The following is a 23,529-nucleotide window of genomic DNA, read 5'->3' as shown; positions in this document are numbered from 1 at the left end:
ACTATTTAATCTCTCGCATCATATCATTCAAGATAGCAAACAGTTCACTGGAAGCTTTTTCTGCATCATCAAATGCTGCAACAATAAGCTGTGCATTTTCGATTGCACCTTTTTCTATATAAGCTGGAACGGATCTAACTTTGTCATGGACAATTTTGTGAACAGTCTCTATTTTGCTATATGAAGATGTTTTTGCAAATGTATTTTTACCATCACCTTTGTACCATTTTCCGAAGCGGCACTCCGTGTGTTCCGAAAATTTAAAGTTATGATCATCTTTAAATACAGCGTCATACCCTTTTAGTTTAAAGACTATATGATCTAGTTTTGCAAGATTGATAAACATCTCATTGGAAACTTCTTTGTTACTACTTTGAATTTCAGAAGCACTTGATACTAACAAAGTGAGACTATGCATAAAGATATCTAATCTATCTAAAGACGTTCCTACTTCACCGCTCATTTGCTCTGAGAACTCTTGCATTGCCGAACTGTTTTGTTTAAGTAGATTTATATTTAACTCTACTTCATTTGTAGCTCTTTGGGTACGTTCTGCAAGTTTTCTTACTTCATCAGCTACAACGGCAAAACCTCGTCCATACTCACCCGCACGCGCTGCTTCTATAGCTGCATTTAAGGCAAGTAGATTTGTTTGATCGCTTATGTCTTTGATAAGAGCGATAACACTGGTTATCTCATTGACACTTGCATTCAACTGATTCGAATTTTCCATTGAGCATTGCATCTTTTGAGAAATAGTTTCAAGTGAACGCTCAATCTGCTGCGTTGCAACTTTTACCTCTTCAACTACACTCTCTGTTTGAGCATTTTTTTGGTTAATTTTATCAAGCGCACCCATTGTATCTACAATGCCGCCCTGCACTTCACTTACGCCAAAAACAGCACCTCGATTTAAAAGGTCTGCAAGTCCAAGGCTTAATTTATTTGTTTCCAGCTGCTTTTCACTTGTCACAGAATGTTCTTCTGCGATTTTAAGAGCATTTTTTGCTTCTTGCATCGATTTATTTGCTTCGCGAGCGAGATGGTTTACTGCCTCTTGAATAAAACTAATCTCATCACTTCCATCATGAGAAATATTTTTAGAAAAATCTTTTGAAGTAATAATGGCGTCTATCTCATTTTTGAAACGACTTATTCTTGCAACAAGATTGTTAGAGAGATAAAAACTAAAACCTATGATAAAACATACTATAAAAAGGTTGAAACCTAAACCAGTCACTAAACTACTAAGAGCACGATTTTGTAAAGAAGTAACATCTTTTTGAAGTCCCAAAGAGATTTCATCTTCCACTTTTTTAAGAAGATCAATTTTAGTAGTGATAGTGTTAAACCAATGTATAGCATCTATATTAAAACCACCATCTGGTTTTGAGAGTGCTATTTTACGCATTTTCTCAACTTCCTCAACCGCGTTAGCGTGCATTGTCTCTTCATAAAGTGTTTTTGTTGCATCAGAAGCTAAAAAAAGAAATTTATTCATAAATGTATTTTGCTCACTTAAAAGAGTAATAAATTTCTCATAAAATCCTTCTGCAAAACTGTCTCGTGAAAATGTTGAAGAAAGAACGGCTCTCTCAAGCCCTGCTCTTTCTTTAGACGCAAGAAAGTTAACAAAGGCATTGATAAGATTATTCATTTGTGCATTTGAACTCATTTTTGCCATTTCTTCGATAGAAGCAATAAAATCATTATTTGCACCTGTATAGTAAGCAACGCTTACACCAACAGATATGCCTAAAGACGAGACACCGCTGCGCACTTCTTGGAGTTTTTGCATATTTTGCATCGCTTTTGCAAGTTTTGTTTGAAGATTTGGTGTGTACTCTTTTATGTGCATATTTGCATAAAAAGTTTCTAGCTCCCTTAAGGCTGTATCACTTCCAGCGCGAATACTCTGAAGTTGTGATGCAAAACTTTCACCTTTTGAGCTGATAAATCCTGCGGAAGCACCTCTTTCTTTTTGTAGATTATGAACAAGAACACTACTCTTACGTGCGTATGTAACCATCTCTTCCACTTGCTCTAAAACCTGTACTTCACTATAACTTCTATAGCTATTTTGTCCTAAAGAAAAAAGAATAACAAGAATTGGCACGACAACCATCAATGCCATTTTCGATTTGATTGAAATAGTATTTAGCAAAATACTCTCCTTCGTTTTATTTTCAATTTTTAAACGCAAAACTGTAACAAAAAAGTGTCGCGGAAGTGTCGCGCTTTTACTTCAATGTTAAAGAAATAGTAAACATAGCCACAACTAAAATCAATAAAATAGCTATAAACATAAAAATCTCCTTTACTTTGCTTCTTTGAGCATATGGTCTAAAAGAACAAACATCTCCTGCGATGCATATTCCATCTCTTCAAAATTATCCATTATGTGTACTGCATTGTTGAGTGTACTTTCCTGCGCATCTTTATCAAGATAAGATAAATTTTTATTTGCATTTTCATGGACAATCTTATGTGGAGAGATAAGTTCTTTATATGCAGCAGTATGCGCAAATCTTCTTTTTCCATCTTTTCCATACCACATGCCGAGTTCACATTCATCAGTTTGCTGTTCTTGAAGCATTTTTTTAAGAGAGATGAGTGAGTTATAAACTCTGGATTTGTATAAGATATGCTCAAGTTTTGCAAGTACTATAAAAATACTGTTCTCCATTCCATAAGAGTAGCCAACCATTTTTAGAGAATTTTCACTTAGTCGGACAAGCGTATCTTCAAACTCGTTCATCTTTAGCGTTGATCTCTCAACAGTTGTTTTCATACTCTGCGAACTAACACCAATAGCACTCATATCTTGCTGTAAAGATTTGATAGAAACAGAAATCTCACTTGTAGCGCGATGTGTTCTTTCTGCTAACTTTTTTACCTCTTCTGCAACAACAGCAAAACCTCGCCCATATTCACCTGCACGTGCTGCTTCTATAGCGGCATTGAGTGCCAAAAGGTTTGTCTGATCAGCGATATCTGTTATCAATTCGATGACGGATGTTATGTCATTTGCTTGACGTACTATTTGAAGTACACTCTCATTATTGACGCTTACTTGTTCGCTCAATTGGTTCAGTTCATCTACTACTACAGAAATGTCCTCTTGAGATTCTTTGGCTGATTTACTAGCCTCTTTTGTTTCCGAAGTAATAGTCTTTAAATCTTCTATATTAGCATTGAGATCTGTAATGATGATAGAGAGTGATTCTGAGACATTCACACTTTTTGTACTGATTTTTGAGTTAAATATATCTCTTTGCGCTTTTTCATGTTGTTGTTTCATGAAGTCTATGCTTTTAGCAACATTTTGTAGCGCTTGTACAAATTCACCACTCATCCCTTGAGATGAAATTTTATGCGTAAATAGACCATTGGATGCATCTGTTACTGTGAGGTTGATTTCATTGATAAGAGTTTTCGTATGTTCTATGAGCGTTGCCAACTCTCTGCCCATGATTCCAAGTTCTGTATCTTTTTTTTGCGTACCGCTATATCTATAACTAAAATCTCCCTTAGCAACATGTCCAATCAACTCTGTAAAAGCATTGATTCCAGAAATAATTGATTTTCTTATTGCAATAGCCAAAATAAGAACAACAATACCAACAATAATTCCAGCAATCAAAACAAAATATTTAAAAAAGATTATCTCCTTACTCAAAGCATTAGAGTTTGTTTCTAGCTCTTGCGCTTTAAGTTTTACCAATTTTTGAAAAAATTCTCTTGAAATATTGGCAAGTGGTGTAAGTTTTGTAGAGTAGTTCGCGTATATCTCCTCTTTTGTCGCATACTTATCCGTTTTTAAAGTATGCATAAGTTCTAAAGAACTCTTTAAAAAGTGTAAAGTTGATTTTCTAGCATCTTGTAACAAATCAAATGAACTGTCTTGTAACATTAATTTTTCTAGTTCACCAAAATTTGCATCTATCTTCTTGATGGTTTGTTCTAAAAGTTCTATATTTTTTTGGTAATCTCCTCCAAGCATAATATCTCTGGTTAAACGACTCGAATAGTTAAGATTTTTTTCAATTTTCAGAACAAGAAGCTCTTCTGCCATAGAAAAATGGTGTAGTTTGCTATAGCGAGTTTCAACATGCTCCATAGTAAAAAAAATAGCTATTGCCGCCATAAACACGAAAAAAAGTGTCATTAAAATAAAATAATTTATCTTTTTATAGATACTTATATTTTCTAACATGATTCTTTATCCCTCGCAAATCCAGCAAGTAGTTGCTCTATCTCATCATTTGAAACAGTGGTATTATGTGTGTCTCCAACTATATGCTGTGCAGAAGCAACTCTGTTCATATCATCTAATTTTCCCTCAAGGAGATTATTCATATAGTTAGAAAGTGAGCGCATGACGTTGATCACTCTCTCTATTTTTTGGCGATGGATATCTTGGTACTGCATTCCATCCATAACATCCATAAACTCAAAGCTTATATTTGCCAAAACATCTTTAAATTTTTTTGTCTCTTCAAGCGCGGTATTGTTTTTTTGAAGCTGTCTTTCAAAGGCTTTTACCTCTGGAAATTTTTTGTGCAAGATTCCGAAAAAATTAACGCTCTTTTCTAAAAATACGCAAAGCATGCCAACTTTCTCTTCCTGTTGCGCAACATCGTCTGAAAGAAGTTCAATCATATCAAGAATTTCTGTTGCCTTTTGCTCACTTTCTCTTGTAACATCATCAAGTTGGCAAACCATCCTGTTCTCTTCTGTGGCTGGCATAGGCCAATAATGAGACGTTTCTTCAGTATAGCCATGAGGTTTGTTTACGCTATTGTCCATTTTAATCCCTCAATATTCAAATTTTAGAAAAACTGTAACAAAAAAGTGTCGCGGAAGTGTCGCGATAAGAAAAATAAAGATAAGAAAATGAAATTTTTTTATTTTGATGTTAACAAAACGAAGTAATTTTTCTGGGAATTTAGCAAGCTGTACTTTAAGTAAGAGACGATAAAAAATCTCATCTTACTTAACATTTCATGGATTTTCTAAAAGAGAAATTTGAAAAAAATGACAGGTATTATCAAAATATTTTTTCTGCAAGCATTGCGCAGAAAGATTCAAAATTGTCCAACATATTGCATGTTGCCTCAAAGAAAAATATATACATTTTTTGCTCCTTATAAAATAATAGGAGTATGGTTAGCAACTAGTGTTCCAAAAAGCATTAAATTAATTAATATTGAGAATATTAGAGTTCATTTTAGCTATTAAATTGTTAAAATATCTATAAATACTCATTTTTCAATTGTCTATTTTTCATAAAAAACTCTGTATTATTTTATTGTTATTGTAAGTCAATTACCGTAAAGTACTTATCAAAATTATGCGCAAGAGTTAGATATTGAGTTTGAAAAAATCGAAAAAAATTCCTTTTTATATTATGACTAATGCTCTTTATGAACTTCCATTTACAAAGTACTTACAACATGTGTATGAAACTCTTTCTCAAGAGTGGTTTAAACAAGCTTGTAAAGATAAAAAAATAAGAATTTCTTATTTAGAAAAAAAGAATTTTTCTAAAAAAAATCTTACATTTTACGCACAAATAGAGAAAAATAAAATCATATTTGGCAGTAAAATAGTATTACTTAAGTTTTACTACGAAAAACTTCCAAACAACAACCATATAAAACTGCTCAATATAAATCTGAAAAATGAAACTCTGTATCGCTTCTCTTCACTTCTTTTTCAACAGCAAGAAAATTTTCTCATCTCAGGATGCTATAAAGAGCTCTTGCTGTTGAAAAGAGATGTGCTTATCTCAAGCTATAAAGAGATACATAATCTTTACATAGACACGTCTCTTGTTTCTAAAATAGTGAATAATAATTTTATTTTTATAAACACTAAAAAATATCCACTCTCTTTGTTGATTCCAAAAAAAAGTTTTATCTACTCTCTGTACATTAAAGAGATTATCTACATGCATCCAGATAAAATAAGTGATAGTGCTATAGCCATACAACTCAAGGAAAAGAAGTCAATTTTGCTTTCACGCAGAGAGGTATGTTTTATAAGAAAAAAATATCTTATCTCCAATATATACGAAAGACAAAACACTTATTTTTACAATAGTAATGAAAAACTTTTTTGTAAAAAAGAGCCTTTACTTAAAGAAAACATTGCAACTATAAGAGTAAATCTCAAGGGTATCTATGAACTCTCTACGACCTTACAAGCGCCGTATCCTCTAAGAGAGAGCAAAACGGTTTATATAGGCTCCTCTAAAGATATAAAAAACCGTCTTTTATCCTATGTCTCAAATAATGCCCATACTCTAAAACTCAAAAATTTCATTTTATCGAATACTGTCTATTTTAGATATATTCATGTAACAAATCATAAAGAACTTGAAATGCTTTTTTTGAATGGTTTTATAGCTTTACATGGTGATTTACCACTTCTCAACAAACAAAGAATCAAAGAGCACTAAATGAACTTTAATGCGCTATATTTTGATATATTTTATTTTTTTCATCATATTCTTTGAAGTACTTTTTTCCTTGATTGTAGTTTATCCCTTCACTTTTTCCCAAAACAAGAAAACCATCATCTTCTAAAGAATCACAAAATGTTTGTAACCCCTGTGATTGTAAATCACTTCCAAAATAAATAAACATATTTCTGCATACTATAAGACTAAAAGTATTAAAAACACCATCATTGATAATATTATGCTTCGCAAAACATATATTTTCTTTAAGTTTTTCATTAAAAACAATCTTATCTTTGACTATGGAATAGTACTGGCTAAATTGTTGGAGACCACCGCTTAAATAGTAATTTTGTGTATATTTTAAAGCTTCTTCGACAGTGTAAATTCCTTCAATTGCACATTCTATAGCATGTTCATCTGCATCAGTAGCATAAATAATACTTCTCTCATAAAGACCGGCTTCCATAAGAAGAATGGCTAAACTATAGACTTCTTGTCCTTTTGCGCATCCTGCCGACCAAATTTTGATAATGGGATAAGTTGCAATTTTAGGAATAATCTTTTCCCGTATCTCTTTAAAGACAAGAGGATCGCGAAACATCTCAGAGACATTAATAAAAAGTTTTTCTATAAACTCAAGTATCAACGTCTCATCTTCTAAAAGTAATTTTTTAAGCTCTTGATACTGCGAGCATTTATATTGATTTGAAAAAGAGATAAACATTCTTTGCAAGTATGCTAAATCATAATTTGATACACTGTAGCCAAAAAGAGTGTAGAGCTCATCAGCAAGTTGTTTTGTTTGCTCAAGATTTATAATCATTTATTTTTCATCCAAACTTTCATAAGCTGAAGCAGCTGCATATAGTCTATTGGCTTACTCATATAATCATCCGCTCCTGCATCTAAACACTTCTGTCTATCCTCTTTTTGTGCTTTTGCCGTCAATGCAATAATAGGTATTTTGTCATAAAGAGGATTTTTTCTTACCTCTTTTATAGCTTCATAACCATCCATAATCGGCATCATGATATCCATCAAAATAATATCAATATCGTTATTTTTTTCTAGTTCAGCAAGAGCCTCTTGCCCATTATAAGCAATAAAACTTTTCATGCCTTGTTCACTCATAATGCCATCAAGCGCAAAGATATTTCTCGCATCGTCATCTACAAGCAACACTTTTTTCTCTGCAAAAATGGTATCACTTTTTAGAGCACTCTTAAAGAGTTTTTTTTGTGCAGGAGAGAAATTTTTATATAGTCTATGTAAAAAGAGTGATGTTTCTTCTAGTAGTTGCGCATCAGACTGTACTGTTTTGATAACTGCATTTTCTCCATATCCATAAAGTTTTTTGAGTTCCTCTGGATGAAGTTCACGAGAGCTATAAACCACTACAGGTAAATTGCAACTATGTTTTTTAACAATATCTAAGAGTTTAAAACCACTCATATCAGGCAAATCTATATCGATAACAGCACAATCCAAGTGTCTATTTTTAACAATTTCTATTGCTTCTTGAGCACTAGCAACACAAATAATTTCGACATCATCACTCTCAAGAGTCTGCATCAAATTTTTGGTTGTATCATCATCTGCATTGACTATAAGCAGCTCTTTTTTTACTTTGTCATGTTTTTGTATCATACTTTCAATGATATTTTCAAGCGCTTTAGGTTCAAGAGGTTTTTGAATAAAATCCACCGCGCCAAGTTTTTTAGAAGCTATGTCTGGCTTATCTATGGAGATGATTTTTACAGGAATATGGCGCGTATGCGTATCTGCTTTTAACATACTGAGCACTTCTTTTCCATCCATAATAGGTAGATTCATATCTAAGATAATCCCTATGGGTTGAAGCGTTAGAGCAAGTTCTAAACCTGCTTTTCCATTGGTAGCTATGATTGTTTTGAGACCGTATTTTTTTGCCTCTTCTTGAACGATGCTTGCAAAACGAATATCATCTTCTATGATAAGTATTTTTTTATCGTATATGCTCAAATTTTCTCTATCATCCAACACACCAGAAGGAATCAGTATCTCATCTAATAAAGAGTTTTTTGCACTCATTTTTACAATATCTACAAAATCTGTATCAAGATGTTTTGTTTCAATCTCTTTTGGTAGTAGCAGTGTAAACGATGAACCTTTTGTCTCCTCTGAAGTTACTTTGATTACAGCACCAAGCAAATCTGCAAGTTTTTTAGAAATACTAAGTCCAAGTCCTGTTCCACCATATTTTCTGCTCGTACTGCCATCAACCTGCCTAAACTCCTCAAAAATAGTATCAAGCTTATTTTGTGGTATCCCGATACCTGTATCTTTGATGGTTAATTCCACACTATAAGGGTCTGCATCTTCATGGGCATGCGCTTTGATAAATATTTCTCCCTCTTTATCAGTAAACTTTAGAGCATTTGAGAGAAAATTTTTCATTATTTGTCTTATCTTCTCTTTATCTGAGTAGATATTTTTATCTTCAAATATCCCTATTTCAAGATGAAGTTTAACCCCCTTTTGTACTGCTAAAGGCTCAAACATACTAAAGAGCTCTTGAGCCAGTGAATCAACTTCCATTGTATCAAGATGTAAACTCATCATTTTTGCTTCTATTTTACTAAGGTCAAGTATGTCGTTTATAAGCTGTAGTAAATCTTTACCTGAATTATAAATGGTAAGTGCTTGTTCTTGCTGTTTAAATGTCAAATTACCTTCACTGTTGTCTGCAAGAACTCTTGAGAGGATATTGATACTGTTGAGTGGCGTTCTAAGCTCATGGCTCATATTGGCGATAAATTCAGATTTGTATTTACTTGCTTCTTCTAGTTCGCCAGAGCGTTTTTCTATCTCAAATTTTGCAGTTGAGAGCTCTGAGTTATGTATCTCTAACTCTTTTTGGCTATATTCTAACTCTCTTGTTTGTTCTTCAAGTTTCTGCTGTGAAACTTCTAGTTCCTGTGCTTGTTTTTGTGTTGTTTCTAAAAGTTGCATTGTCTCTTGCGCACTGATTGCAGAGTATATAAACGAGCCTAATGTTTGCACAAGTCCATCAAAATACTCTAGCTCTTTAGTATCTATAAGAGCAAAACTTGCAACTTCTACGACGCCTTGTAGTTCTCCTTTGAAAAGCAGAGGAAATGTGTAGGTATTTAACGGAAGCGACTGTGTAGTTCCTGTAGTAATGGGAGTATTTATCTCTCTGATGTCTTTGAGCAAAATCGCCTCTTTATCTAAGCCAACTTGTCCTACAATGCCCTCGCCTAGTCTATAACTTTGCGACGTTTGCAAATTGCCCTTATACGCATAGCAAGCGTACATATCTAAAACTTCACTCTTCGGATTATAGATATATAGTACCCCCATTGCTGCGCCTGTTTTTTGACATATCTCCTTTAAAGCTGTTTGAGTTATTTCTAAAAGTTTTTGCTTTTCTTGCAGCATACTAGAGAGTTCTAAAAAAGAGTTTTTTAACCAGTTTTGATGTTTTTGAAACTGATATGATTTTTCTAAAAGATGCGTAGTGTCGTGAAGCGCCGTGATTACGACGCCAAGTTCATCGTTTGCTTTTGTTATTTTAGCCGCATAAGGAAGTGCAAAATCACCCTTTTTAATATATGCAACCAATGCACTTATCACTTCAATTCTTTTTATAAAAAGGGTATAAAGTGTTGCTGCTAAAATCAGGATAAGCCCAAAAAGTAAAACACTAAACTGTTTTACGAATTGTGCATATTCATAACTCTCTGCATCTGTCTCTCTCTTTACGATTTTTAATTCATCTTCATTGAGCTTAATAATTTTATCTGCAAGCACAAAAGCTTTATCTATAGCTCCTTTTGCACGAGTCAAGGAAAGTTTTTGCGCATTGTCTAACATATCGCTTTGCTGGAGCATCTGTTGGATTTGCAAAAAGAGTTCTTTATACTCCTCATATACATTTCGCATCATTGCCATTTCAGTTCTTTGTTTTTCTACCAATCCATCAAGCGTGTAGAGATCTTTTTGAAGCTCTTTCTCTATCTCTTCACGTAGTTTAAGATAGTTGTTTATGTCATTTTTTTCAAGTTTAGCAACAAAGAGAGTATCTCTTTCATTTCTTTGTAACTCTAAAAGTCCAACTTTCACTTTACGAGCATATGCTATTTTACGCACCTCTTTGTCAAGAGTTTCATTGATAGTTTGATTAAATTTCTCTAATTCCACGATAGAAATATATGCCAAACTTGCTACAGAAAGTATCGCACTCACACCCAGTAAAAGTATCATCCATAAAAATTTTTTATTCATTGTGTTCTCCTACTTTAACGAAAGGTAGTTGCATCTCGAAGCAAGCGCCCTCTTTTTTATTGTAAACGCGCAGTAACCCACCTATATGCTTTTCAACGATGTCTTTTGACATATAAAGTCCGAGCCCCGAACCATTTTTGCTTTTTGTAGAAAAGTAGGGATTAAAAATCTTATCTAAGATATTTGAAGAGATGCCTCCTGCATTATCACAAATAGTTATATAAAGCATTTTTTCATCTTTATATATTTGTGTTGTTACTCTCTTATGTTCTATGCAGTTATCGCCTTTGAGGGCATCTATGGCATTTTGGTAAATATTTAAAAATACTTGGTCTAATCTGTTGTCTATTTCACAGTTTTGCATAAGCGAATCTTGCATTTCATAAAAATATTCTATAGAGTTTTTTTCCAAAATCGGTTTAATGATATTTTCAATCCCCTCAAAAACTCTTGCTAGTATGACTTTACTTCCATCTTTCTCTTTAAAATAGTCTTGAAATAAATCTATAGTTTTTGAGAGGTGCTCTACTACATTTTGTACCTTGGAGATATTTTCTTTAAACTCCCCCAAACTCAGACTCTCAAGTTCAAATTTTACTTTCATTCTTAGAAGTGTTAAAGATATACTCGTAAGAGGTTGTCGCCACTGATGCGCGACCATACTTATCATTTCTCCCATAGCTGCTTGCCTTGATTGCATAAGTAACATTTGATTTTTATCGGTCAAATCCGTAATATCGTTAAAGATGATGACTTCTTCTTCTTCTTCTTCTTCTTCTGCAAAAAGATTACCAGATGATTTAACTTCGTAGATTTTTTCTTTTCCATTTTTGTCTATCATAAGAGCTTCATAAACTTCATTTTTGTGCTTTTGCATGTACTTATTCCACGCAAGACCATCCATGATCGGCATCAGGTAATGTGTTCCCTCTTTTAAGACAAAAAGTTCACAGATGCACTTATGCTGTTCTTTAAAATCTTCAAGATTTTCAAAACCAAACTCTTCAAAAAAAGCAGAATTTATGTTTTTTATATGTTTTCCATCACTTACTACAACGATGGCTTTTTGTGAGTTATAGATAACATCTTTTCTTTTGTTCTCTTTTACCTCATGTGTAATATCAAAAAAACTTATCATAAAAAGTGTGTCATCAAGTCTTTTGTTATGCATTTTATAGTACTTTTTTTTATGCCTAAATGTAGAAATTGCCTCTTTTTGCAAATCTATCTTTTCAAGCAGATAATGAAGTTCTTCTTCTTCTTCTTCTTCTTCTTCCAAAAGTTTACCAATCATAATATTGCCGCTTAGTTTTTCAAAAATTGTTTTTGCTTTTTCGTTGTAATCCACTATCGTCATAGTACTATCAATGATAATTTGGGCTTCATCAGAGGCTTCAAGGAGTTTGTTAATATACTTTTTTTGCTCTTCGATTTTTCTATAGGCATGGAAAATTTCTATATACTTTGAGAGCTTGAGTTGCAAGATTGTTTCATCTATGGGTTTTGTAATATATTCTATAGCTCCAAGGCTATACCCCTCTTTTTGATACACCTCATTGTTATATGCAGCCGTCATAAAGATAAAAGGAATATCTTTTGTTTTATTATTTTTCTTTAAAATCTTTGCAAATTCAAATCCATTTGTCTCTGGCATTTGTATATCTGAGAGAATCAAATCGATTCTCTCTTTCATAATCAGCACTAAAGCATCTTGAACAGCTAATGCTTCATATATTTTTATCTCTTGATTGGTTTTAAGAAGAGTTTTGATGGCATATATATTTGCTGGTTTATCATCAACTATCAATAAATTTATCTTATACATAAAACTACTTTTTTTAAATTTTTTAAAAACTAACACCCATCATAGCGACTATATTGTTTTCATCAATACCGCCTGCTTCTGTGTTTATCCCAGTATAAGAGAGGGTGAGTTTTACTGTATCATTGATGGGTTTTGCAAATCCTACAGAGTAGTAGTTTCCATAATCAGAATAATCGCCATACAGAGCATCAAAAGAGACGCTTAGCGGCATCGGGACGGATAAGCTCATCTCCCATGCATTTGAAACGAGTGCATCATGTGTTTTTACACCTCTATAAAACTTCGCCCCTATTTTTGCGATTTCAAAATCTTTACTTAGTCCCAGATAAACCTCTGCAAAATTAGCCTCTTTAGATGAACTCGGATAGGTATAGTACGCTACTCCTGCATCATAACCTATGCCATACATCTCAGCAGTATAACCGCCAAACACATCAAGCTCTACAGAAGCATCGATACCTTCTATCTTTGTATTTGCAGCCGTACTGCCTACATAAAATCCCTTATAATCCAAAAGAACAGTACCTTGAACCGTAGGGTCATCTTTTGTTTGTGTCATCCCTCTCCACACATAGTTGCTCGCGAGAACAACATTGCCGCTAACGTTGATTTGCGACTTCTCTTGGCTACCCATTGCCAGTGTTGCAAATAACACGGCTGCTAAACTTAAATTGATTATTTTCATTCAAACCCCTTTTGTATGAATTTTAAAATCATAGTAAAAAAGTGTCGCGGAAGTGTCGCGGTGGGAGTAAAAAAGAGGAAAAAGAGGTTGTAAAAGTCTATTTAAAAAAATGCTCTACTCGCACACCTTCTTAAATATCATGATAAACTCTGCTCCATCACTGCTATTTTGCGCTTTTATGCTGCCGCAGCAACGCTCTTCGATGATGGTTTTAGACATATACAGACCCAGTCCCGTTCCGTTAAGGTTTTGTTTGGTGGTGAAGTAGGGTTCAAATATCTTATAGAGATGCTCTTTTTCAATCCCGCCGCCATTATCGGCGATGACCACCGTGACACTTTGTGCATCTTCGAAGCTTTTTATAGTGATGGTTGGAGCGGTTCTCTTTTTTTGCATTAAAACATCTTTGGCATTTTGTAAAATATTTAAAAAGACTTGCACAAGCTCATTTTTATGAAGGAAAAGCGGCGTTGTATCTTCAAGAAACAGACGGACATCGATACCGCTTTGTTCGAGATTTTTCCCGATAAGACCCAATGTGTTTTCTAAACAGTCATGCACGCAAATATGCTCTTTTTCCTTGTTTGGCATAAAAAAAGTTCTAAAGTCATCTATGGTGCGTGAGAGGTACATCACCTGATTTTTGATAGTTTTGAGATTCTCTTCAAGGCTTTGGGCATCTAAATTATCAAGCGCGATATCAAAGAGCATATTGTCACTGCTCAGTCCGATTGTTGTGAGCGGTTGGCGCCACTGATGCGCTATCATGCTTATCATCTCCCCCATTGCCGCTTGTCTTGTGTGTTGGAGTAGAAGTTCCTCTTTTTCTCTTCTTTTTTCTATCTCCTCTTTGAGCTGAAGCTCTAGCGTCTTGTTTGAGCTTTTGAGCTTTGTCTGGTTGGAGAGAATCTCTTTTAGCTCCTCTGAGAGATTTGCACTTTTGGAGAAAAGCTCCTCTTCAAGCGCTTTTCTTTTAGTGATATCGGTATGAAAACCCACAACTCTGGAGGGTTTTCCATTTTGCATAAAGGAGGCTTTTCCTCTATCGAGTACCCATTTATAGCTGCCGTCTTTGCATAAGAGGCGATGTTCAGAGATGTAGTATGGGCTTTTTTGCTCAAGGTGTTCTTGAAGTGTTCGCATAACCTCTTGTATATCTTCAGGATGGACACGCTTGGACCACTCTTCAAGGTTGTTGGCTATCTCATGCTCTTCATAGCCTAGCATCTGTTTCCATTTGGGTGAGTAAACGACTGCATTGGTTATGGGGTTCCAGTCCCACATTCCATCTTCGGTTACATCAATGGCGATATCTTGCATCAGCGTTGCGATGTCCGCTTTGGCATTCCAGTTTTTCATACTTGTTGTCACAAGAGCAAGAAGTTCGTCATGTCCAAAGGGTTTGCGGAGGTAAAAAACATTGCTTTGGAGTTGTCCAAGAAGCTCTGTAACAGTGTGGTCAGAGTAGGCTGTAACGACGATGATAACCATCTCTTTGTCTATCTCGCGTGCTTTTTTTGCAACTTCAAGACCATGCATTTGCGGCAAGCGCATATCTAAGATGGAGAGTGGCACTCTATAGCCCTGTGCGTACCAACTCTCCAATCCTTCCAAGTAGAGTTTAGGCGTTGCAAATGTACGCAAATCATACGATGGCGCATCGCTCTTTTGTGTTTCAAGTGCGTTGAAAAAACTGGCTTGTTTTGCTTTTCTATCGGTTAAGATATCGTTAAAAAGCTCTAAGATGACAAGCTCATCATCAAGTGCAAATATGGTGTTGTTAAACATCGCTCTCTCCTAGTATTATGCTGGTGGTGACACCTATGTTTTGAGGGTTATTTTGCATCGTTATGGTGGCGTGGATGCTGTTTAAAAAGTTGTTAAAGGCGTGCAACCCAAGTCCATTGCCATTATCTTTAGTGGTAAATCCAAAAGTAAAAAGCTTGTTCGTGTTCTGCAGAGCCACACCCGTGCCGTTGTCTTTGATCTCTATGACAACTCTCGCATCTCTTTTATGAAGCGTTATCTCTATGACACCGCTCTGTTTTTGCGCCGATGCAAGGATGGACTCTAGTGCATTTTTAAAAACATTGATGATGCCGCTTTGAAGTCTGTACTTAACCGTTTGGATAGAGTAATCACCCTCTGCCCTAAAAAGCACTCTTATCCCATTTTGCATAGACAGTATGCGATAATCCTCGATGATATCCTCTAGCATCTCATTGAGCGAGAACCTTTGCGTAAAGCTTTTGGTGCTGTCGGTGTCGTTAAACTGATCTTGCTGGTGGCGGATGGTTTGAACGGCATGCTCTTTGATACTTGCTATCTCATCGGAAGTTGTGACTATCTCTGCGGTTATCTCATCGCTAAGAGCCGTTTTAAAGGCACGCATAAATGCAAGAAGATTCTCTTTTGCCTCCTGCCCTGCTTCAAGCGCATCTATCATCTGTATGGATTTGTCAAACCCTAGTTCACTCTTTTTAAGCGATGCAACCGTGCTTCTGAGTGAGAGGAGTTTGGCATCAAGCATGGTAAGCGAGTTGCCGACATTGTGCAGATAACTGCTCGCACTCTCAAAAAGCCCTGCCCTATAAGCAATCTCCGCATCTTTTTCTTTCATCTTCTCGCGCATTTGCGCTTGGATGTACTCCTGCGTTCGTGTGTCAAGTTCTTGAGAGAGCATATTGAAGTTATGGATGAGGCTATAAATCTCTTCTATCTTTGTCTCATCATTGAGAGGGTTTTGCGGTCTGTACCCAAGGTTGCTTGTAAGCTCTGAGAGGTTGTTTATAGGCTTTGAAATAACCAATGCAACCTTTTTAGATTTTCTTGTGAGATACCAAAAGAAAATAACATAAAAGAGAGCCATAAATGCTAAAACCACATAACCGATTTGCTGTGCCTGCGCTTTAAAAGCTTCAAGTTTTTGATAGATAACAGAGGTGTCAACGACTACTATCAATCGCCATCCAGTCTCAGGAATAACTTCTTGAGCCATTACGTAATTTTGATTTTTCTTTTCAAAAAAAGCAACTTTTTGTGAATTGTTAAAAAAACTATCCATAATGCTTTTAAAAGAGGTGTCTTTTGTATGAAAAATATTGTACTCTTCGGGTTTTTCTATGGTTGTTGCAACTTGACCCTCGTATATGTGGGCTTTTAACTCTTTGAGGGCAAAAAGCTCTTCTATCTTCTTTGGCATCGCCAAAATCATCCCATCCGCATCCACCAAAAATGCACTTCCCTCCCACGGAATAGCAAGAGAGAGAACATTTTTAACAAGTGAATCAATGGTTACATCCACCCCCGTAACTCCCTCTAAAAAATCTTTCTTATATATAGGCGTGATGTTAGATATCATCCACCCCTGCCCCGCTGGATCAAGATAAGCCGATGTCCAAACATTTTTTCTTTGTGGATTATGTGCTGCATCGGCGAGATAGTAAAAGTTGTAGCTTGTTGCATCGAGGTCTTTTCCATATTGCGCTGCAGCGTCAACCATAAAGGGGTAGAGTCTGTTGAGTTTATCGTATGTATTTATGTATGCTTGTGTGATGATGGGATTTGTATCGACAAGAGATTTCATAAGAGGGTCTAGCGCCTCAGAACACTCTACTTTTCTCTGTCGTGCTGCATTTATTTCAAAATTATTGGGAGCGTAGATAGATGCGCCGCCATTGTCTCTTTTTTTATACAAAGCACCATTGGCATGACGCCCAAAGAGGGCTTCTTTATTGGGAAAAGAACAGACGTCATCCTCAAAAAAACGCGTATGATCCAGTCGCAAAAGCTCCAATCCTCTTGAAACCTCTTCAAACTGTGAGTTGATATTGCGTGATTCACGCACAACTATCTCGGAGAGGTTTTGCGTCGCTTCGCTTAGAAGTATCTCTTGACTTTTTTGCGTGATAAAGTAAGTCACCCCAAAATAGAGCAAAAGCAACACCACTTCGATGGTAAAGATAGGGATAAGCGTGCTTGTAAGGTAGCTTTTATAGATAAGCGTATTGAGCGATATTTTATTTTTCATGTGTCCAACCATTTGGTATTAAGCCAAAATTGTATCAGGGAAGTGTCGCGAAAGTGTCGCGATGCCTCTTTTTTTTGGCTATTTTATCTTATAGCCTACGGAATGGATATTTTCAATAAGGTCATTAGCGAGTTTTTTACGTAGTTTATAGACAACTTTGCGAACGTTGGAGAGCTCTATATCGATGCCATGAAGAAAGAGATGGTTGATGACCTCCTCGTTAGAGAGCGTTTGGTTTAGCTTGGATAAAAAAAGCTCCAAAATAAGATGCTCGTGCTGTGTAAGCTTTATCGCTTCTCCATCGATAAAAAGTTCTCTTACATCTTTGTCATAAACAATATTTTCTCGCAAAAAGATTTTTTGAGAGAGATTTTTCGCATCATAGAGGCTTTTACAGACCCAAAGTATCTCATCTAAAAGGGTATGCAGCGAGATAGGTTTAAGGATAAAACGCCGCACCTCAAGGTTGATAAGCTCTAAAAGATACTGTGAGTCTTGATGTGCAGAGAAGATAAGGATAATCTGCTCCTTATCAAGCGCCCTTATCTCCTTAGTGAGTGAGACACCATCCATATTTGGCATGGCGATGTCACTTAAAATGATGTCATAACGCTCATTTTTTGCTCTTTTTTCTTTATAAAGACCAAGTGCCTCAACTCCATCAGAGGCAACATGCACCTCCATAAAAAGAGAGGTAAAAATCTTCTCAAGACTCTTTTGCAACACCTCATAATCTTCCACTACTAAAATCCGCATATTTTTTGTATATTTTCGTAGAGAAAGGATATGTTCTTTCATAATCTCCAAATCTGTCTCAAACATCACAAAATCCTCTTTGGAGCGATGGAAAACCTTTTATCCCTACTTTTTCATCTTTAAAGTTCACAGTACATCCAGACATATAGTATCTGTTATTGTAGCTAAAGAGTGTATTTGAAAAACTTTAAACAATAAATGTTTTATTACTTTTCCTCATAAAGAGATTTGACATTTTGCGCAATTATTTTTAAAGATGTATTTTTTGAAAGTAATCTATTTATTTTCATATTGTCACTTAACTTTGGCTTGTCACCTATTAAAACGACTTTTGGACTTAAAAGAACATTGTTACCATAAATCTCTAAAAAGCGTGTGGCACTTGTATTTTGCAAATTTTCTTCTAAAACCAGCACTTTAACACTATTGTTTATCGCCCACCTTATAGCAGATTTTTCATCAATAAAACTTTTTATATGGTAAGTTTTGTCAATTCTCTTGATAGCGTTCACATACTCTACAGCATCTCGCGCATCTGCGACCATAACGACGATATACTCTTTATGTGCTGCAAGTAGATACTCATAAAGTTCAAAAAGTTTTTTTGTCTCAATGCTTGCTTTACTTGAATCAATACTTTCTAAATAGTACTTCAAATAAGTTTTTGTATTTAATTCTCCTATGATTCCAGCACGTTTAAAATAAGCTTTGACAGATTTGGAAATTTTAGCTTGATTCCATAAGTGTGCATCAAAAATAAATGCTTGTGCATTGAGTATTTCTATAAGTAAATAATGATATTTTTTACTCTCCTGCATAAATATCTCATAAAAATCGTTTCTATATTCCTCCTCAAAACGATGCAACAGTTCTAAATCATGCTTATAGCGTTCATCAAGCTCAGCCATCATATGCACAATGTCAACATAGGCGCCATTTAAAGATTTAAATTCATGCTTAAGAAGCTCAAACTCTTCACTTTTGAAATTTTTATCGAGTTCTTCCTTCTTTACACGAAGTCTTGCATATATCATTTGCTCATTAGTTCGTAATGCGTTAAGCTTCTCTTGTACTCTTTGTGCACCATCTTTAATTTTTTTATACTGCGCTTGGCATGATAAAAAAACTTCTCCAAAAGCCAAAGAGGGGTTTTTTGCTTGATTATTAAAATCATCATAGACACGCCACATAATTTTTAAATCATCTGCAAACATTTTTATTTTTGGTGTTATGACATTGATATCTATCTCGCTTAGGTTATTGTAAGCTGTCCATATAAAACGACGGGCAATCAAATAATCTAAACGTCCCGAAACTTTTTTATAATTTTGGCGCGAAGCAATATGGTTTTTGATAGTATGAAAATAGTTGGTTACAGCGTTTGAGAGATTAAAAGAGAGGGTAATACTCTCTTCTCGTGGAGCAATCTCCTCTTGCGCAATCTCTTGAAGTAGCTCTTCTACTTGCGTTTTACAAGATTTGTCTTCCTCTTCCTCTGGAAATATGACGACATCATCTGGAATAACTTCTTCTTCGATTTCAAATTCTTCGATTTTTTCATCATTCAACCAATCTAAAATATCATCCAAAAAGGTATCATCTTGTACTGTTGTCAAATCAAATGTAGCTTTTGAAACTATACATCGAGCATTATCGCCCTCAGCTTCACACACAACTTCAAGCCCTAAATACGGCATGGCATTAAAATCATCCCAATCTTGAACAAAAAAATGGAGTTTCTTTTTTGTAGAAGTTATTATAATTCCGTTGCCTTCATGTTGATTAAAAAAAAGAATTTTTCCTATTATGTTCATAGAGTAGTTACCTGTAATTGTTTATCAAAAGAAATTGCGAAACAAGCACCTTTTTCTTTGTTATAAACTTTTATATCTCCATTTAGTACAGATTGAACTATATTTTGGGATATATAAAGTCCAAGCCCACTTCTATTTTTACTTTTGGTAGAAAAATAAGGTTCGAATATACGCCCTTTCATATTTTCATCTATCCCACCTGCATTATCACAAATCTCTATAATTATTTTTTCATCCTCTTGTATAAATGTTGTTTTAATGGTTGGATTTTTTATATTTACAGACTCTATCTGTTCTATGGCATTTTTATATATATTAAAAAAAACTTCCGCTAGCTTTGAAGCAATGATTTCTATGCGCATCTCTTTATCAACTCTATATTCAACCTCAAAAAAGATACCTTGTGATTCTAATAAGGGTGCTATAAGGTTCTTTGGCACTTCTACTATATCTTCTATACTTATACTTTGTTTGACATCTTCACTTTTCAAAAAATCTCTAAAACCATCTATAGTTTTTGAGAGATAATCCATTTGATAAAAAGCTTTCTCCATAGCTAAATCGAATGAATCATTGTCTAGCATCTCCATATTTTTGAGAACTTTAAGTTTTGATAAAACAGCACCAAGAACTGACAAAGGTTGTCTCCACTGATGCGCTATCATGCTTATCATCTCCCCCATTGCCGCTTGTCTTGTGTGTTGGAGTAGAAGTTCCTCTTTTTCTCTTCTTTTTTCTATCTCCTCTTTGAGCTGAAGCTCTAGCGTCTTGTTTGAGCTTTTGAGCTTTGTCTGGTTGGAGAGAATCTCTTTTAGCTCCTCTGAGAGATTTGCACTTTTGGAGAAAAGCTCCTCTTCAAGCGCTTTTCTTTTAGTGATATCGGTATGAAAACCCACAACTCTGGAGGGTTTTCCATTTTGCATAAAGGAGGCTTTTCCTCTATCGAGTACCCATTTATAGCTGCCGTCTTTGCATAAGAGGCGATGTTCAGAGATGTAGTATGGGCTTTTTTGCTCAAGGTGTTCTTGAAGTGTTCGCATAACCTCTTGTATATCTTCAGGATGGACACGCTTGGACCACTCTTCAAGGTTGTTGGCTATCTCATGCTCTTCATAGCCTAGCATCTGTTTCCATTTGGGTGAGTAAACGACTGCATTGGTTATGGGATTCCAGTCCCACATCCCATCTTCTGTTACATCGATGGCGATGTCTTGTATCAGCGTTGCGATGTCCGCTTTGGCATTCCAGTTTTTCATACTTGTTGTCACAAGAGCAAGAAGTTCGTCATGTCCAAAGGGTTTGCGGAGGTAAAAAACATTGCTTTGGAGTTGTCCAAGAAGCTCTGTGACAGTGTGGTCAGAGTAGGCTGTAACGACGATAATAACCATCTCTTTATCTATCTCGCGTGCTTTTTTTGCAACTTCAAGACCATGCATTTGCGGCAAGCGCATATCTAAGATGGAGAGTGGCACTCTATAGCCCTGTGCGTACCAACTCTCCAATCCTTCCAAGTAGAGTTTAGGCGTTGCAAATGTACGCAAATCATACGATGGCGCATCGCTCTTTTGTGTTTCAAGTGCGTTGAAAAAACTGGCTTGTTTTGCTTTTCTATCGGTTAAGATATCGTTAAAAAGCTCTAAGATGACAAGCTCATCATCAAGTGCAAATATGGTGTTGTTAAACATCGCTTCTCTCTGAATAAATTTTTTACGTTCTAAACATTTCAAGTTTGCCATGCAGTTCATCTGTCATAGAGTTAAGATGCTCCGCTGCTGAAGCTATCTCTTCTACACTTCTTGCATTTTGGGAAGATATTTGGTTGATTTGAGAGACTCTTGAGACAATTTCTTCTACATCTTGTGCTGTTTTTTCAAAGTCAACAACAGTTTTATCTGTTACCTCTGCTGCACTTCTTACTATTTCTACACTCTCATTTATCTTTATTTGAACATGAGATGCGCTATTTGCCAGTTCTTGGACTTCTTGAGAATTAGCATTCATTTGTCCGCTCATATCTATGATTTGTTGCACAATCACGCTGATGGTCGCATTTATCTCTGACAAACTTTTTTGTGTACGCTCAGCCAACTTTCTTACTTCATCAGCAACTACCGCAAAACCTCTTCCATGCTCACCTGCACGGGCTGCTTCTATGGCAGCATTGAGCGCAAGAAGATTTGTCTGATCAGCAATATCTGAAATAATTTCTAGTATATTTTTCACTTCATTTGCATCTTGCGAGAGCGTTTGCATTTTTTTTGCAAGATTTGTTTCTAACTCTGCAGAATTTTGAACTTTTAATGTCAAGCTTACGATGTCGTCTCTTGCAGCAGCTAAATTTTGAGTCGCTTTTAGTATCTCTTTTTTACTTTCTTGCGCATTTGAAACCGAGATAGCAATTTTGTCTTTGATAAAGCTTGCTTTGCTAGTCGCCTCATCGATAACAGTAACACTTTTTTCAACATTTTCTCCAACACCCAGCGAGGTAACGGAGAGTTCATGAGATATAGAAGCGTTCTCACTTGATGAATGTTTAGAAGTCTCTATAAGGTCTCTTAAAATTTTCATAAGGGCATTAAAACTAAGCGCCATATCTGAGAGCTCTTTTGGTGCATTTTCCTCTATTCTCATCGTTAGATCTCTGTTTTTGCCTATAGTTATAAGCGTCTCTTTAAAATTCTCTATAGGGTTAGAAATAGAAATTTTGATAAACATAAACATAGAAAACAGAAGAAAGATGATGCCCAAAACTATACCAATTAAGAGAAAAAGTATATTACGGGAAGTTTCTTCCATTTTTTTATCCATAATGGCATGAATATATTTATAAAGTTCAAGTTCAACGTCTCTTAAGAGATCAATAGTTTTTGTAGCGTTCTCAAACCAGAAAGAAGGTGCAACATCAAGAGTTTTATTTACTCCGCTTTTTTGTGCCATCTCTATGATAGAAAATGTTTTCTGGATACTCTCACCCTTAAATGTAACTTCATACATATTTTTAAGCTCTTTTGCACCCACTGCATTGAATTTTCTTATGTTTCCATTATATGCGTTTAGAGAACCTCCAAAACTAAAGTACATGTTTTCATCAAAACTCTTTTTAGAAAAAGCTCCATTGAGGTTGGCTCTAATCTGCCCTAGTTGCTCTTTTGCCGACACCAAATGTGTATATGCTTGTATTGTATTTCTGCCATCTGTGTCATACATAAGAGTGGGTATAACTGCAACGGCATCTATAAAAGAGGCGATTGTCTTAGTGTAGTATGCACCTGCTTGAGCGTATGTTACCTCAAAAGAGTCTATGGCTCCCCTTGTTTGTTTAAGCTGGTTCAAATGGTTTAAAATCGAACTGTCTCCGCCTGATTCTGTATATACTTTTTTTATAGTCTCTATCGCGTCATCTGATTTTTGACGGATATCTTGTAGCACATCTCTATTAGTTACTCCACTACTTGCAACAAATCCCACACTCAAGCCTCTTTCGATTTGCAGATAGTGGATAGCTGTAGCAAGTGATTGGGCTTCTAAGACTCTCTGTTTTGTTATTTCCAAATTATCTTTTATGTTTATATCAAAAAAGATTCTTCCTATCGATAATGCCAAGATAAGCCCCATAGGCACAATAGCAGAGATTAAAAGCCTTGCTTTAATACTTAGATTTTTCAT

15 protein-coding genes are annotated in these 23,529 nt (G+C 35.4%); 2 read left to right on the top strand and 13 right to left on the bottom strand.

Annotated elements, in window-relative coordinates:
• Nucleotide 1: 1 nt before the first annotated feature.
• The 3 genes from AC6H4V_RS05380 to AC6H4V_RS05370 form a co-directional block, all read right to left on the bottom strand.
• On the bottom strand, nucleotides 2–2,164 hold the full coding sequence (locus tag AC6H4V_RS05380) for a methyl-accepting chemotaxis protein (protein ID WP_497607790.1): 2,163 nt from the start codon (nucleotides 2,162–2,164) through the stop codon (nucleotides 2–4).
• 153 nt (nucleotides 2,165–2,317) lie between these two features.
• A complete protein-coding gene (locus AC6H4V_RS05375; RefSeq protein WP_497607789.1) occupies nucleotides 2,318–4,168 on the bottom strand; it encodes a methyl-accepting chemotaxis protein in 1,851 nt (616 codons plus the stop codon).
• A gap of 41 nt (nucleotides 4,169–4,209) precedes the next feature.
• A complete protein-coding gene (locus AC6H4V_RS05370; protein WP_497607788.1) occupies nucleotides 4,210–4,809 on the bottom strand; it encodes a chemotaxis protein in 600 nt (199 codons plus the stop codon).
• 219 nt (nucleotides 4,810–5,028) lie between these two features.
• Here AC6H4V_RS05370 and AC6H4V_RS05365 point away from each other — a divergent pair, with 219 nt between their 5' ends.
• Together AC6H4V_RS05365 and AC6H4V_RS05360 are read left to right on the top strand one after the other, a co-directional pair.
• The gene (locus AC6H4V_RS05365) at nucleotides 5,029–5,241 is read left to right on the top strand and encodes a hypothetical protein (RefSeq protein ID WP_497607787.1); all 213 of its coding nucleotides are present in this window, start codon (nucleotides 5,029–5,031) and stop codon (nucleotides 5,239–5,241) included.
• Between the two features lie 169 nt (nucleotides 5,242–5,410).
• Nucleotides 5,411–6,463, top strand: coding sequence for a hypothetical protein (locus AC6H4V_RS05360; protein ID WP_497607786.1), 1,053 nt, complete (start codon nucleotides 5,411–5,413; stop codon nucleotides 6,461–6,463).
• Nucleotides 6,464–6,470: 7 nt separating this feature from the next.
• On the opposite strand, the gene AC6H4V_RS05355 is transcribed toward AC6H4V_RS05360, so the two are convergent.
• From AC6H4V_RS05355 to AC6H4V_RS05310, 10 genes are all read right to left on the bottom strand, one after another.
• Nucleotides 6,471–7,289 carry a CheR family methyltransferase gene (locus AC6H4V_RS05355; protein ID WP_497607785.1) on the bottom strand — a complete coding sequence of 273 codons (819 nt, stop codon included), beginning with the start codon at nucleotides 7,287–7,289 and terminating at the stop codon, nucleotides 6,471–6,473.
• The gene (locus AC6H4V_RS05350; RefSeq protein WP_497607784.1) at nucleotides 7,286–10,753 is read right to left on the bottom strand and encodes a response regulator; all 3,468 of its coding nucleotides are present in this window, start codon (nucleotides 10,751–10,753) and stop codon (nucleotides 7,286–7,288) included. The genes AC6H4V_RS05355 and AC6H4V_RS05350 overlap by 4 nt, the downstream gene beginning before the upstream one ends.
• Nucleotides 10,746–12,578, bottom strand: a complete 1,833-nt coding sequence (locus AC6H4V_RS05345) for a response regulator (RefSeq protein ID WP_497607783.1) — start codon at nucleotides 12,576–12,578, stop codon at nucleotides 10,746–10,748. Before AC6H4V_RS05345 ends, AC6H4V_RS05350 begins: the two co-directional genes overlap by 8 nt.
• A gap of 22 nt (nucleotides 12,579–12,600) precedes the next feature.
• Complete coding sequence (locus tag AC6H4V_RS05340; protein ID WP_497607782.1) at nucleotides 12,601–13,263, bottom strand: TorF family putative porin; 663 nt, start codon at nucleotides 13,261–13,263, stop codon at nucleotides 12,601–12,603.
• A 114-nt stretch (nucleotides 13,264–13,377) separates the two neighbouring features.
• Complete coding sequence (locus tag AC6H4V_RS05335) at nucleotides 13,378–15,051, bottom strand: PAS domain-containing sensor histidine kinase (RefSeq protein ID WP_497607781.1); 1,674 nt, start codon at nucleotides 15,049–15,051, stop codon at nucleotides 13,378–13,380.
• Entirely contained in the window at nucleotides 15,044–17,293 is a 2,250-nt protein-coding gene (locus AC6H4V_RS05330) for an ATP-binding protein (RefSeq protein WP_497607780.1), read from the bottom strand. The genes AC6H4V_RS05335 and AC6H4V_RS05330 overlap by 8 nt, the downstream gene beginning before the upstream one ends.
• Nucleotides 17,294–17,371: 78 nt before the next feature.
• Nucleotides 17,372–18,115, bottom strand: a complete 744-nt coding sequence (locus tag AC6H4V_RS05325) for a response regulator transcription factor (protein ID WP_497607779.1) — start codon at nucleotides 18,113–18,115, stop codon at nucleotides 17,372–17,374.
• 140 nt (nucleotides 18,116–18,255) lie between these two features.
• Nucleotides 18,256–19,863, bottom strand: coding sequence for a hypothetical protein (locus AC6H4V_RS05320; protein ID WP_497607778.1), 1,608 nt, complete (start codon nucleotides 19,861–19,863; stop codon nucleotides 18,256–18,258).
• Nucleotides 19,860–21,599 carry a PAS domain-containing sensor histidine kinase gene (locus AC6H4V_RS05315; RefSeq protein ID WP_497607777.1) on the bottom strand — a complete coding sequence of 580 codons (1,740 nt, stop codon included), beginning with the start codon at nucleotides 21,597–21,599 and terminating at the stop codon, nucleotides 19,860–19,862. Before AC6H4V_RS05315 ends, AC6H4V_RS05320 begins: the two co-directional genes overlap by 4 nt.
• Entirely contained in the window at nucleotides 21,571–23,529 is a 1,959-nt protein-coding gene (locus AC6H4V_RS05310) for a methyl-accepting chemotaxis protein (protein WP_497607776.1), read from the bottom strand. Before AC6H4V_RS05310 ends, AC6H4V_RS05315 begins: the two co-directional genes overlap by 29 nt.

The sequence above is a fragment of the Sulfurimonas lacustris genome (assembly GCF_059705355.1).
The sequence above is the reverse complement of the archived record's forward strand: the minus strand, read 5'-3'. Positions and strand labels throughout refer to the sequence as shown.